Annotated in this window: 12 protein-coding genes; 7 read left to right on the forward strand and 5 right to left on the reverse strand. The window is 63.2% G+C overall.

Going from position 1 to position 12,746, the window contains the following annotated elements; genetic code table 11:
* Positions 1-150: 150 nt before the first annotated feature.
* Positions 151-654, reverse strand: a complete 504-nt coding sequence (locus K2W81_RS08545; protein WP_294103341.1) for a hypothetical protein — start codon at positions 652-654, stop codon at positions 151-153.
* A gap of 13 nt (positions 655-667) precedes the next feature.
* On the opposite strand from K2W81_RS08545, the gene K2W81_RS08550 reads away from it, so the two are divergent.
* The 3 genes from K2W81_RS08550 (at position 668) to K2W81_RS08560 (ending at position 4,478) form a co-directional block, all read left to right on the forward strand.
* Positions 668-2,590: a phospholipase D-like domain-containing protein gene (locus tag K2W81_RS08550; RefSeq protein ID WP_294103343.1), complete on the forward strand. Its 1,923-nt coding sequence runs from the start codon at positions 668-670 to the stop codon at positions 2,588-2,590.
* 152 nt (positions 2,591-2,742) lie between these two features.
* Positions 2,743-3,426 carry a DUF6088 family protein gene (locus K2W81_RS08555; protein WP_294103345.1) on the forward strand — a complete coding sequence of 228 codons (684 nt, stop codon included), beginning with the start codon at positions 2,743-2,745 and terminating at the stop codon, positions 3,424-3,426.
* Positions 3,423-4,478, forward strand: coding sequence for a nucleotidyl transferase AbiEii/AbiGii toxin family protein (locus tag K2W81_RS08560; protein ID WP_294103347.1), 1,056 nt, complete (start codon positions 3,423-3,425; stop codon positions 4,476-4,478). Before K2W81_RS08555 ends, K2W81_RS08560 begins: the two co-directional genes overlap by 4 nt.
* Positions 4,479-4,663: 185 nt before the next feature.
* On the opposite strand, the gene K2W81_RS08565 is transcribed toward K2W81_RS08560, so the two are convergent.
* Both K2W81_RS08565 and K2W81_RS08570 read right to left on the reverse strand, forming a co-directional pair.
* Positions 4,664-4,921 (reverse strand): YjhX family toxin, encoded by a 258-nt coding sequence (locus K2W81_RS08565; protein WP_294103349.1) that lies wholly within the window; start codon positions 4,919-4,921, stop codon positions 4,664-4,666.
* A 185-nt stretch (positions 4,922-5,106) separates the two neighbouring features.
* A complete protein-coding gene (locus K2W81_RS08570; RefSeq protein ID WP_294103352.1) occupies positions 5,107-6,198 on the reverse strand; it encodes a GNAT family N-acetyltransferase in 1,092 nt (363 codons plus the stop codon).
* Between the two features lie 76 nt (positions 6,199-6,274).
* Here K2W81_RS08570 and K2W81_RS08575 point away from each other — a divergent pair, with 76 nt between their 5' ends.
* On the forward strand, positions 6,275-6,736 hold the full coding sequence (locus tag K2W81_RS08575) for a DUF2721 domain-containing protein (RefSeq protein ID WP_294103354.1): 462 nt from the start codon (positions 6,275-6,277) through the stop codon (positions 6,734-6,736).
* 4 nt (positions 6,737-6,740) lie between these two features.
* Here the strand turns inward: K2W81_RS08575 and K2W81_RS08580 are convergent, their stop codons facing one another.
* Positions 6,741-8,327: an amidase gene (locus tag K2W81_RS08580; protein WP_294103356.1), complete on the reverse strand. Its 1,587-nt coding sequence runs from the start codon at positions 8,325-8,327 to the stop codon at positions 6,741-6,743.
* A gap of 142 nt (positions 8,328-8,469) precedes the next feature.
* Between K2W81_RS08580 and K2W81_RS08585 the strand changes: the two genes are divergently transcribed.
* Positions 8,470-8,967 carry an OsmC family protein gene (locus K2W81_RS08585; protein ID WP_294103358.1) on the forward strand — a complete coding sequence of 166 codons (498 nt, stop codon included), beginning with the start codon at positions 8,470-8,472 and terminating at the stop codon, positions 8,965-8,967.
* Positions 8,968-9,389: 422 nt separating this feature from the next.
* Here K2W81_RS08585 and K2W81_RS08590 read toward each other — a convergent pair whose 3' ends face one another.
* Complete coding sequence (locus K2W81_RS08590; RefSeq protein WP_294103360.1) at positions 9,390-9,938, reverse strand: hypothetical protein; 549 nt, start codon at positions 9,936-9,938, stop codon at positions 9,390-9,392.
* A 101-nt stretch (positions 9,939-10,039) separates the two neighbouring features.
* Here K2W81_RS08590 and K2W81_RS08595 point away from each other — a divergent pair, with 101 nt between their 5' ends.
* Together K2W81_RS08595 and K2W81_RS08600 are read left to right on the forward strand one after the other, a co-directional pair.
* Positions 10,040-11,320: an MFS transporter gene (locus K2W81_RS08595; RefSeq protein WP_294103362.1), complete on the forward strand. Its 1,281-nt coding sequence runs from the start codon at positions 10,040-10,042 to the stop codon at positions 11,318-11,320.
* A gap of 98 nt (positions 11,321-11,418) precedes the next feature.
* The coding region (locus tag K2W81_RS08600) for a methyl-accepting chemotaxis protein (protein ID WP_294103364.1) at positions 11,419-12,746 on the forward strand (1,328 nt) is incomplete at its 3' end.

Below are 12,746 nucleotides of genomic sequence, written 5' to 3' on the forward strand. Positions count from 1 at the left end.
GCATCCGTTCAGGGGGTCAATTTTGAAAGCCGATCAGCCCCGAACGGGGTCAATATTGCAGGCCGATTCACACCAGCGCATCGCGAATGATATTGCGCGTTTCGCGGGCAGGCTGATCACTCTGCCATGACCAGAAGACTGTCTGCGCCATTATGGGTTCCCTGTATCGGCGAACGTGAGCCCGTCGCCCGAAAGCCGGGTGGTAATATCGACGACTCCGGGCAAAGCGCAGATGGATTCCCGCAAAAGGAATTTATGGCTGTTGGTGTGCGGGACAAAAGTCGAGTGCACTCGGACTATCGCCGCAGGAATGAGCACAGCTCGGGCAACGCGGTAGTGTTCGTCGAACAGGACTGCGGCCAGCATGTCAAAACCGTCCAAATCCCGGATTGCGGAGAGCTGGCGCGAACCATTACGAGGATGGAGGCGTCGACCCTTGATCTGATAGCGCAGGCCGTCAGCATCGAGGGCATCGTAGCTCTTCTCGGAATTTGCGGCCTGGCACCATCCAAACGCCTTGCAGAACAGATACTCAGCCAAGTCTCCGGTTGGGTTGTTCGCGGTTCGCAAAACACCGCGCGACCTCAGTTCCTCGAGGAGCTTCGCATGAAGGAGCAGCAGTTGCGGGACTGACAAGGGCATTAATTCGATCATGCAAGGCCCCTACATGACACCGCTTCTGGCAGCCAGACTTGGAAAGAAGATGCAAGTGCGCGAGCTTGCACCGTTCGTGCTCGATGCTGAATATCCAAGTTATAAGAGTCCGCGCCGCAATTCTGGACCGATTCTGCGGCAGCTCCTTGGGGTTGCGACGAACAACAAAGCAGGACATCTTACTGCAACACGCAGCCACCATAATAATCGAAATTGGTTCGTCTCAAAGCGGGAGAAGAGCGGCATGGCAATCACGGTAAATGCCTTCGCGTGCGCCGACGATGTTTTGATCGCATGGGAACCGGCCGCATGGAACGATAGCTGGGCGGGCTTTTGCGTCGAAAAGCGCGACGAGCGGACCCATGACATTGCGCCGCTCAAAAACCGCATTCCACCAAAGGCCGGAGAGGCGGCCGTAGGACAGGACGGAATTTCATCCGCTGATTCGCCAATCCGCCGCTGCATCTGGATCGACCACAGTGTGGGCCTGACCGATCAGGTTTCCTATCGGGTCATCCCGATGATTGAAACTGCCGCTGGGTTTGACCGGGATGACGCGAATGCGTCGGTCTGGACCCAGCCGTCGCTGGTTACGGGCCGCACCGCTGACGGGATCTCGGCGTTTTTCAACCGCGGAACATTGATGTCGCAAGTCGTCAGCCGGCTGGTTGGCGGCGATGCATCAGCTCAATCGCTGCGGACCTTTCTCGCCAAACTCAAGGATCCTGGTTACGTGGGGCGGCGCTATCTGTCGGGCGATCTGCGCAGTGAATTGCTCGGGTTTTTGGCCGACGCCGATCGGCGCGGCAATTCGATCTATGCGGCCATCTACGAAATGAACGACGCGGAACTGGTCCAGGGGCTGAAGCCGTTTGGTGCGCGCGGTCATCTGTTGATGGGAAATGGCGGCGCCACCGAGAACTGGGTGATGACTGACCTCCACGACGCGGGATTCGAGCTGTTCCACCGCGACCTGTCGAAGAGCGGGAAATCCTCGCCAAGCGTCCACAACAAGTTCGTGGTTGAAGTCACGCCCGCCGGCAAGGCGCTGCGCGTGTTGACCGGTAGCACCAACTGGACCGTCACTGGCCTGTGCACCCAACTCAACAACCTTGTCATTCTCGATCGTCCCGACGTCGCCGACCGGTTCCTCAAGCAATGGCACGCACTCGTCGCGGCCCGCGACGACATGCCAGCTGACCTTGTCGACGCCAACACGCAACCGAAAGACGACGGCGATGTAACTCTCTACTTTGCGGCGACCAGGGGTCAGGCCGAATTCGCGCCAGTGATCGAAGCGATCCGGAACGCGCGCCAAGGCGTGATGGCGCTGATGTTCACACCCGGACAATCGCCGCTACTGACCGAAATCCTGGCGCGTGCAGCGGAGAACAAGATCTATGTCAGGAGCGTTGTTTCGAGTGTGGAAGCGCAGGCTGACGACGGGTCGGACGCGCCCGGCAAGATCGTGCGGGTCAGCAGTCAGGTGATCAAGAGCGGCGCTGCGACAAAGGGATTCCACAACGATGTGCTGGTTCCCTCCGGTGTTCGTGAGAACAACCGTCCGTCCTGGGCCGAAACGGAATTCAATGTGGCGGAAATGCGGGCCGAGCACCTGATGGCGATCGTCCATTCGAAGACGATTGTGATCGACCCGTTCTCCGACGATTGCATGGTCATCACCGGGTCGCACAATTTCTCGCCATCGGCTTCGCAAAAGAACGATGAGAACCTGGTGATCATCCGGGGGAACAAGGCTCTGGCGCAGGCCTATGCCGTGCACATCAACGGCGTCTATGATGGCTATTCGTGGCGTGCTTACCTCGGCGGTGGCGGCAATCCGGGGCATATTTATGCGCCACTCGACGGATGGAAGGCGGGTGGCGCGCGCCACCAGGAACTGGCTTTCTGGATGGGTGACAATGGCACAGCCTGAACTGGCGTGCGCATAGCCATGTGTATCGATTCGGAGGGCGACCGGATCGTGCTCCATCAACCGAAGCAGGGTTCGACATAGGAATCCTTTCAGCGAGCACCTGTGTTATGTCCGAAATATGTCTACATTTTTCGGACACTCCGGAATAGACAATGTCCGAAATTGTGATACAAATTTCGGACATGGATGCTCAATCGCCCCGCCTCAAAGCCCTCATCCTCGACCGCATTGGCCAAGGCGTGGCGGGGGCTGTCTGGACGCCCACTGATTTCCTCGATCTTGGCGGACGCGACGCGGTAGACAAGACGCTCCAGCGCCTCGTCAAATGGGGTGAATTGCGGCGGATCGACCGTGGCCTCTATGACAAGCCGCAGTTCAACAGCCTGACCCAGCAGCAAAGCGCTCCCGATCCAAGGGCAGTCATCGACGCCGTTGCCAGGCGCGACCAGATCCGCGTGCTGGTTGACGGTATGACTGCTGCCAACGATCTCGGCTTCACCAATGCTGTGCCGGCAAAAATCGTCGTGCACAGCGAAGCCCGGCCCAAGTCAATCAAGCTCGGCAATCTCGCCATCACGTTCAAGCACACGGCTGCCAGCAAACTTCATTGGGCGGGTCGCCCCGCCATGCGCGTCGTCCAAGCCCTCCACTGGCTACGCGACACGATGCCGGGCGACGATGACGGTCAATGGCACCAGAGACTGGCCAGTCTGCTGGCTGATCCCGTGCAGGGCTCAGAGCTGCGTGACGATCTTGCCGATGGAATGACGACGCTTCCGACCTGGATGCAGGAAATGCTGCGACCGCTCATCGCCGATGAAAAATCCGCCGCATGAATGCCGCCTATGACGAAATCCTGCGCGCAGAAGCGCAGACCCGAAGCGGCCTGTTCGCCGCGACAGCACAGCGCCTTGGCACGACCCCGCAGAATGTTGAAAAGGACTTCTGGGTGTGCTGGACGCTCGATGCGCTGTTCAACGGGCTGGGCGACGGACCCCGTCTGCTGTTCAAAGGCGGCACTTCGCTTTCCAAGGCTTTCGGGCTGATCCAGCGCTTTTCAGAAGACATCGACGTCACGGTCTTCCGCGACGATCTTGGAATTCCGGCGTCAGTCGAAGAACTGGCCGCGCTAAGCGGGAAAAAGCGCAATGCAGCCTTGGATGCGATCAAGGAGGCCTGTGAAGCCTATATCAACGGCCCGCTTGCAGAGCGTCTGGCGATTATATGCGCTGAAACGTGCGCGCGCACCGGCCTCGGTCAAGATGCGCTTACAGTAAAAGCCGATGCGGATGACCGGCAGACATTGCTGCTTGGCTATCCCAGTGTCACGCCAACAGACGCCTACATCGCCAAGTCGGTCAAAATCGAATCCGGCGCAAAGTCAGCGCTCGATCCCAATTCGGTACGGACGATCACGCCCTATGTTGACGCCGATGTTCCGAGGTTCGACCTCGTAGTGCCAGGGATCACCGTGGTCGATGCGGAGCGAACTTTCTGGGACAAGGTCGTGATCCTTCACGGTCTGCGCCGATGGTACGACATTCGCGGGCTGCTCCGCGGCAACGGCCAGCGCATTTCGCGGCACTATTACGATCTATTCCGCATACTCCAGTCCGATAGCGGGAAAGCAGCAACGAAGGATGCTGCGCTCGGGGCAGACTGCGTCGCCCATGCCAGCATGTTTTTCAATCGACCCGATTTCGATCTGGCCTCGGCGCAACCACCAACATTTGCCCTGTGCCCGGATGGCGCGATGGTGGACGACCTGCGGCAGGACTACCGTGCCATGAGCGTGATGATCTTTGGCGATCCACCCGCGTTTGACGCGGTGATCGAGGCCATTGCCGCACTGGAGGCCAAATTGAACGCTCGAGGGGCGCAACCGTGACGGGCTTCTTTCAACGGTTCTTCTCGCCTGGCTCCTCTAACGGACATTTGCCGACAGCAATTTCGGTGATTACCCGGTGATTGCTGGAGCAGTTTCAGGCCCACCAAAGCAGGCAAAAAACGACGCGGAGTCAGATAGATGGTTGAAAAGCGACACAAAATGTGGTACTTTCGATACCGGCGCCGCTAACGATTGTCGGGCTGGGCGCGCACCGAACTGCGCCCCAATCGGGTCGCGCGATAGGGGCCGCCCCCGACGCTGCCAATCAGCCCGCGCCGCCGCAGCCGCTGGAACAGCGCCAGCGTGCAATCGGCGAGCACATAGCCTTCGCGGGTGAAGCAATCGACCGCGACGATGCGGCCTTGGTCGTCGCGCCGATGGACAATGCGTCCGCCCTGCGCAAGCGCGTGCAGTACGCGCTGTTCGTCTCTGGAAATGTTCATGGGAAAGTGTCGACCCGCTGGGGGTTGGTCCGCATGCAGCGACACCCCGGCGACCCCAGGCCCCGGGTGGCTGCGCGATGCCGACCCGAGGCCCATGGCCCCGGTCAGCACTTAGCGGACAACACTTCCTTGCATCTTCGCTCCGTGGGTAACGATCGGCATTATCGCCACCCGCGCAGGCGCGGTCAATGCCCCTGCCCGCTGCGCCGCCACACGCCCGCCAGCGCGCGCGCCGCGATTGCGCTCGCGCCGGGGCGTACGATCAGCCAGTCGCGGATCGCGGGGCCGCGCGTGGCGCCGATCACTTGCTTGTACCCGCTGTCGCCTGCGCCCCAATCGACCTTCGTGATGCCCTTACCCATCGCGGCGACCAGATTGCGGTAGTACAGCAATTTGCCCGGCGAATGCTTGGCAAAGGCGGGGTCATAGCTATTGGCGATCGCATATTTGATCGCGCCGGTATCGATGTCGAACGAGAAGGCGGCCGGCACGCCGTCGATCGTGAGGAGCGCGGCATGCAGCATCGCCGCGAGCACCGGATCGGCGGCGGCGGCGCGCCAGAAGGCACCGTGCCCGGTCTGTGTGAACTTCGCGTCGCGGCCATCGGTGCGCGCGGCGATCCAGCTCTTCTCCTCGACCGAGGCGAGCTGGTCGAACCCGCCACCCGCCAGCGCGGCGCCGTCGAGGAAGCGCCAATCGAGCGCCCCATGCTCAGCGAGATGCTTTTCGTGGAAGCGGTTCTTGCGCAGCGTCGAGTTGCGCGGCCAGCCATCTTGCGCCGCTTCGGCCATGTCGAGCAGATAGCTGTCGGCGATGAAGCGGTCGATCACTACCCAGCCGCGCCGCCGCGCCGCCGCGATCAGCCCGCCGGTCGCCGGGTCATCGTCATACACCGGGCCAAGCCGCAGCATGGTGACCGCCTGCCCCAGCACCTCGGCCAGCGCGTCGAAGCCGCCATCGTCGAGCCCGGCGGCCTTGGGAAAGCTGCGGAACGGCCAATAGCACCCCGGCACCGCCGCCGCCCCCAATGCGTGCGGACCAACCCGCATCAGCGGCAGCGCCGCCACCGGCCCGCGCTCATCCTCGACCAGCAGCGTCTGCGCCGCGCCACCATAGGCGGACAGCGCCGCGGCAAACCATTGGTAGCGCAGGAAACGGTGCGATGCCCGCGCGCGCTCGGCGACCTGATCGATCGCGCTCGCCAGCCCATCGACGCGGCGCGCGCGATAGGCAGGCGGCAAGCGCGCGAAATCGGCGAGCAGCATCGGCCTTGACATGGGCAGGGGCATAGCGCGACGAGGTTACCATCGGGTTGGCGCTTGACGCGACCGCCTCGCACCGCGACCAAGGGGCATGAGCTTGTCCCCCGCCGTCACCACCATCGCCCAGACGATTCAGCTATCGGTCAGCCCGGTGTTCCTGCTCGCCGGGCTGGGGGCGATGCTCAATGTCATCGCCGGGCGGCTGGGGCGCGTGGTCGATCGCGCCCGCGCGCTCGAAGCACTCCACCCGCGCTCGACCGGGCCGGAGCACGACCGCCATGTGTGGGAATTGCGGCTGCTCGACCGACGGATGGCGGTGATCAACGCCGCGCTGTTCCTGTGCGTCGCCAGCGCAATCCTGATCTGTTGCGTGGTCGCGCTGCTGTTTGTGGCCGAGCTGATCAACCTGCACATCGGCACCGTGCTCGCGGTCATGTTCATCGTCGCGATGCTGCTGCTGATCGCCGGCCTCGTCATGTTCATGATCGAGGTCCGCATGTCGCTGCGCGCCACGCATGTGCGCGTCGAACTGCTCGAACGCGAGCGCGCCTGACCGGCTATTTGCTGCCGTCCATCCCCGGTCCGACATCGGCGCTGGGCAGATAGCGCGGCGCCACCCGCGCGTGCGATGCCTGTTCATAGACATAGCCGGCTTCGAGCAGTTTCTGGTCGCTATACGCCGCGCCGATGAACGACAGCCCGACCGGCATGCCCTTGGCCAGCCCCATCGGCACCGTCAGATTGGGATAGCCCGACACAGCGGGCAGTTCGCTCGACGACGGACCCTGATATTGGTCGCCATAAATCGGCTCGATCAGCCAGCCGGGGCCATAGCTCGGCTCGACCAGGATCGTGGCGTTCGCCTTGGCGAGCATCGCGTCAATGCCTTCCTTGCCCGCGAGCCGCAGCGATTTCGCGCGCGCGCCGAGATATTCGGGATCGTCGAGCCCACGCGTCTTCTCCGCCGCGATGAAGGTCTCCTGCCCGAAGAACGGCATTTCGGCCGCCTTGTTCGCTTCGTTGAACGCGATGACATCGGCCAGCGTGCGCGTCTTCACGGCGGGCGGGGTGGTCGCGAGATAGGCGTTGAGATCGCCCTTCAGCTCATAAAGCAGCACCTGGAACTCGGCCTCACCCAGCCCGTCGAGCTTGGGCTGCTCGACATCGACCAGCACCGCACCTTGCGCCTTGAGCACAGCGAGCGCCGCGTCGAAACGCGCGGCGAGATCGGGGCCCATCTGCGGGCGCCGCACTGCGATCCGGACGCCCTTGAGCGAAGCGCCGCTCAGGCTCGCGGTATAATCCTTGCGATACTGATCAGCCTTGGCGGTCGCCGGGTCGGCGGAGTCAGTGCCGATCATTGCCGAGAACAAGGTCGCGACATCGCGCACGCTGCGCGCCATCGGCCCCGGCGTGTCCTGGCTGTGGCTGATCGGCACGACATGCGTGCGGCTGACGAGCCCGAGCGTGGGCTTGAGGCCCGCAAGGCCGTTGATCGACGACGGACACACCACCGACCCGTCAGTCTCCGTCCCGATGCCGACCGCCGCAAAGCTCGCCGCGATCGACGATCCGGTGCCGCTCGACGATCCGCAGGGCGTGCGATCGAGCGCATAGGGGTTGCGGACCTGCCCGCCGACCGCGCTCCACCCGCTGATCGAATTGTTCGAGCGGATATTGGCCCATTCGCTGAGGTTGGTCTTGCCGAGGATCACCGCGCCACCCTTGCGGAGTTCGGCCACCACCGGCGCGTCGCGGCCCGTGACATTGTCCTTGAGCGCAAGGCTGCCGGCCGTGGTCGCGATCGGATCGAGCGTTTCGATATTGTCCTTGATCAGCACCGGCACGCCATCGAGCGGACCGAGCGGCTTGCCGGCCTTGCGCCGGGCGTCCGCCGCGCGCGCCTGTGCCAGCGCGTCGGGATTAGTCGCGATGACGGCGCGGAGCGTAGGGCCGGTCCGGTCCATCGCGGCGATGCGGGCGAGATAGGCCTGGGTGATGCTCTCGCTGGTCGCCGTGCCGCTTGCCAGCATCGCGCGCAGATCGGCGATTGAAGCTTCCTCGATTTTGGGGGCGATCTGCGCGGTGGCGGGGGTCACCGTAGACACGGTGACGGCAAGCGACAGAACGATCAAAGCGCGCATCATTTTCCCCCAGTGATGGCCAAACGTAGCGCGGGGGGAAAAGCGCGCAAGCCCCCTGACCTTCAGCCCGTATCACTGGACCGAATCGTTGCGAACACCCCCAAAATAGTCATTGATGCCGTTCTAGATCAGCGAGGAAAGCATGGCTTACAAACAGCATCATTATGCCATCAAGGTAACATGGACGGGTAATAGCGGCGCCGGCACCGCAAGCTATCGCAGTTATGAACGCGCGCATGACATCGCCGCAAACGGCAAGCCTGTGATCGCCGGGTCTTCGGACCCGAGCTTCCGGGGCGATGCTGCGCGGTGGAATCCTGAGGAGCTGTTGGTGGCCTCGCTATCGGCCTGCCACCAGCTTTGGTTTCTGAGCCTGTGCGCACAGGCCGGCATCATTGTCACGGCTTACAAAGACGTCGCCGAAGGGATCATGGACGAACAGGCCGATGGCGCTGGCCAGTTCCGATCGGTGACCTTGCGTCCGACGGTGACGATTTCAGCGGGATCGGACGAAGCCGGGGTTATGGCGCTCCACCAACAGGCGCATGCCATGTGTTTCATCGCGCGATCGGTGCGCTTCCCCATAACTGTGGAACCCAACACCCAACGTGATCCCGCGACCCTCACCGACGAAGCTTGAGCGGCTGGACTCCTGACCGGCCATTGCCAGGTAGCGGCACACGCCTCCCTCCCCACAAATGAAAAGAGGCTGCCGGGGGGTGCCTCGCACCGCCCCGGCAACCTCCTGACATGGTCAGCGGCCGGATGCTCCAGCCCGGGAGACCATGCGGACCGCTAATCCTGTGGGCCTGGCGTTGACTGGGGGAGGATACCCACCGTCAGGCCCGGCGGATCAGCGGCGCGTCCCCCGAACGAACTGAACCGACCCCATTGCTGAACCATGAGACATCGGATCACCTCCTTTCGCCAGTTGAAAATATCACGCTCTGCCTGAGCGCGACTCCTGTTTGAATCATGTGATTCGCACATGCAAGCCTTGTAATAAATTTCTTTTTGGACCAATAATGAGGACTGCGCTGGAGCGTTTTTGTCGCCGGTGTTTCAGCCGCGACAATCCTCGGCCACACGCAGGATTTCGGCCCAGGCGGGCACCACCAGCACCGGCAATCCGGCTTGCTCGATCACGAAACGCCCACGACTGAATCCCATCGCGTCGAGCAGCGGATCGCGCACCGCCAGCGTCACCGCGAGATAGGACGGGCTGCCGCCGGTCGGTCGCATCGCGAGCGTGCGCGCTGTGCTCGTCGTGCGTACGGTCATCGCCGGATTGCTGCTCGCCGCGCCACGCCGCGACAGATAAATCACCCCCGCCGCGCGGTCGCAGCGCAGCGTGACCTCGGCATCGCTGCCCGGCCGCCCGAACAGCGCGATCGAGCCGCGCGCATCCTGCCGATACACCCAGTCGCCCGGTGTCAGCGGCCAATCGCGCCAGTCGCCGCGTAGTGTGGCAGGCGGTGGTGTCAGCGCGGGCGCAGGCGGCGCGGCGGGCGCAGCGACTGGCGCAGCGGCGACCGCCGGTGGCGGCGGCGGCGCGGAAACGCACGCGCTGACGAAGAGCGTGGCGACAAGCAGCGGAGGGGCGATGCGCATGGCATAGCTATGGGCGAAGCATCGGGCAGGCTCAACCACTTCGGCACCCGTCGATCCGACAAAGCGCTTCCCTTCGCCGCGCACTTCGGCAACGAAGGCTTATGGCAGGGGGCATGGACCGCAAGCGGCTGACCGCAATCATCGGCGGATCGGCCGGCAATCTGGTCGAATGGTACGACTGGTACGCCTATTCGGCGCTGACGATCTATTTCGCACCGAGCTTTTTCCCCGGCACCGACAAGACCGCGCAGTTGCTGAGCACGGCGGCGATCTTCGCCGTTGGCTTTCTGATGCGGCCGATCGGCGCATGGATCATGGGCAGCTATGGCGACCGCCACGGTCGCAAGGCGGGGCTCGCGCTGTCGGTCGGCCTGATGTGCGGCGGCTCGCTGCTGATCGCGGTGGCGCCGACCTATGCGCAAGCGGGCGTGCTGGCGCCGGCGCTGCTGGTGATCGCGCGGATGCTGCAAGGCCTGTCGGTCGGGGGCGAATATGGCGCGAGTGCCACTTATCTGTCCGAAATGGCGACGCGCAAGAACCGGGGGTTCTGGGCGAGCTTTCAATATGTGACCCTGATCGGCGGGCAATTGCTCGCGCTTGGCGTCACGTTGGTGTTGCAGGCATCGCTGCCCGAGGCGGCGCTGGAGAGCTGGGGTTGGCGGATTGCCTTTGCGATCGGCGCGGCGCTCGCGCTGCTGGTCTATGTGCTCCGGCGCAATCTCGCCGAGACAGAAGCCTTTGGCAAACTCGACAAGGGACGCGCCAAATCGACCGCGCTCGGCCTGTGGCGGGCGCACCCGCGCGAATTCCTGATCGTCGCGGCCATCAGCGGCGGCGGCAGTTGCGCCTTCTATGCCTATACCACCTACATGCAGAAGTTCCTCGTCAACACCAGCGGCTTCGGACGCCAGACCGCGACCGAGATCATGACGGCGGCGCTGGTGGTGTTCATGCTCAGCCAGCCGCTGTTCGGTGCGCTATCCGACCGCGTGGGCCGCAAGCCGATGCTGCTGCTGTTCGGCATCGGCGGCATGATCGTGTCGGTGCCGGTGTTCAGCGCGCTGGCCGCGACCAGTTCGATGGCGACGGCTTTTGGCCTGGTGCTCGTGCCCCTGCTGCTGCTGAGCGCCTACACGTCGATTTCGGGCCTGATCAAGGCCGAGCTGTTCCCGCCAGCGGTGCGTACGCTGGGCGTCGCGCTGCCCTATGCGATCGGCAATACCGTGTTTGGCGGCACAGCCGAATATGTCGCGCTGTGGCTGAAAAACGCGCATCTGGAATCGGTGTTCTACTGGTACGTCACCGCGATCATCGCGCTGGCGACGCTGGGCTTCGCGCTGATGCCCGAGACGAAGCGGACGAGCTTGATCGCGGAGGATTGACTCCGGCCAAACTTGGTTAAGCAATCTTTAACCCGTGCTGCGATATCCGTGCTTGCGCGTCCCAAAAGGGTGTGTGCTGGGGGGAGGACCAGGGAGCGATGATCGAGCGAACGATCAGCAAAAGGCTGAGCGACGACGAGGTCGCGCTGCGCATCCGCCTGTATAATGAAGGCGGCCACTTCCAGGCTGCCTTGCGCACCGTCTGGGCGCGCGCCTGGCACATCATGGCGCCGATCCTCAAACAGCATTGGCATAAGGTCTTCAGCAACCCGCTCAGCCGCGTCGCGCCGCATGATGTCGACAAGTTTGTTGCAGTCGTGCTGGAGTCGACCGAGCAGCGCTATACTTGGCCGATCGACGCGAAATGGATTGATCTTTGCGCCCGGCGCGGCCGTGAGCAGGTGGGGATGAACATATCGCAGCCTATGGCGATACGGGGCTTGCTGGATTCCGGTACCGCGTTGAATGCGGCGATCAGCAAGCATTTTGCCGACGACATGGAATTTGTCACCCTCGCGCTTGATACGATCAATCGGTTGCACTGCATCGATACCGAGATATGCAAGACCCAGATCGGCATATTGCACAATGCGCGGATCGCGACGGAGCTCGCCGAACGCGGCAACGCCTATCTGAACGACATTGGCGAGCTGCTCCACGACTCTGTGACACAGACGGCGGCGCTGCGCACCCATACGCAGGAAACCGCGAATGCTGCCCGCAGCACGCTGGACAAGGCGTCCGAGGTCGCCATTGCGGCCGACGAGTCGGCACTCGCCATGCGCGAAGCCGCCCATAGCGCGGCCGACCTGATCCGCGCGATCGACCATGCCCGCCGTGAAGTCGATACCGCCGCCGAGATTGCGCTGGACGCCAGCAACCAAGCCGAGGCCGCCGTTGGCATGTCGCAGGCGCTATCGGCCCATGCCAAGTCGATCGAATCGATCCTGGGCCTGATCCGCGACATCGCCGGGCAGACCAATTTGCTCGCGCTCAACGCGACGATCGAAGCCGCACGGGCAGGCGATGCCGGGCGCGGGTTTGCCGTCGTCGCACAGGAAGTAAAGAGCCTCGCCAACCAGACCGCGCGCGCGACCGACGATATCGCCGCCAAGATCGCGGCGATTCAGGTCGCGACGCAATCAACGGTCGATACCAATGCCTCGGTCAAATCGACCATCACCGCCGTTGCCGATCGGGCAGCCAACATCCGCGACGCGATGAGCGCGCACGCCCGAACCGTCGCCGCGATCACGGCGGCGGTCGATGAAACGGCGCTGGCGGCCGATACCATGTCCAACACCATCACCGCCATTCGCGCCGACACTGAAGCCGTTGTGCAAGAGCTTGACGGCCTGCAGGTTCGCGTGTCGACCGTTGATGGCAGGCTCGCCAATATGGAAGCGGTTGCAGGCGCCTTTATCGC

The sequence above is a fragment of the Sphingomonas sp. genome (assembly GCF_019749955.1).
GTDB lineage: Bacteria > Pseudomonadota > Alphaproteobacteria > Sphingomonadales > Sphingomonadaceae > Sphingomonas.

Coding starts and splice junctions, on each gene's coding strand:
- K2W81_RS08545 (WP_294103341.1), bottom strand. CDS start 654: ATGATCGAATTAATGCCCTTGTCAGTCCCGCAACTGCTGCTCCTTCAT.
- K2W81_RS08560 (WP_294103347.1), top strand. CDS start 3,423: ATGAATGCCGCCTATGACGAAATCCTGCGCGCAGAAGCGCAGACCCGA.
- K2W81_RS08575 (WP_294103354.1), top strand. CDS start 6,275: ATGAGCTTGTCCCCCGCCGTCACCACCATCGCCCAGACGATTCAGCTA.
- K2W81_RS08565 (WP_294103349.1), bottom strand. CDS start 4,921: ATGAACATTTCCAGAGACGAACAGCGCGTACTGCACGCGCTTGCGCAG.
- K2W81_RS08590 (WP_294103360.1), bottom strand. CDS start 9,938: ATGCGCATCGCCCCTCCGCTGCTTGTCGCCACGCTCTTCGTCAGCGCG.
- K2W81_RS08550 (WP_294103343.1), top strand. CDS start 668: ATGACACCGCTTCTGGCAGCCAGACTTGGAAAGAAGATGCAAGTGCGC.
- K2W81_RS08555 (WP_294103345.1), top strand. CDS start 2,743: ATGTCCGAAATTGTGATACAAATTTCGGACATGGATGCTCAATCGCCC.
- K2W81_RS08570 (WP_294103352.1), bottom strand. CDS start 6,198: ATGTCAAGGCCGATGCTGCTCGCCGATTTCGCGCGCTTGCCGCCTGCC.
- K2W81_RS08580 (WP_294103356.1), bottom strand. CDS start 8,327: ATGCGCGCTTTGATCGTTCTGTCGCTTGCCGTCACCGTGTCTACGGTG.
- K2W81_RS08595 (WP_294103362.1), top strand. CDS start 10,040: ATGGCAGGGGGCATGGACCGCAAGCGGCTGACCGCAATCATCGGCGGA.
- K2W81_RS08585 (WP_294103358.1), top strand. CDS start 8,470: ATGGCTTACAAACAGCATCATTATGCCATCAAGGTAACATGGACGGGT.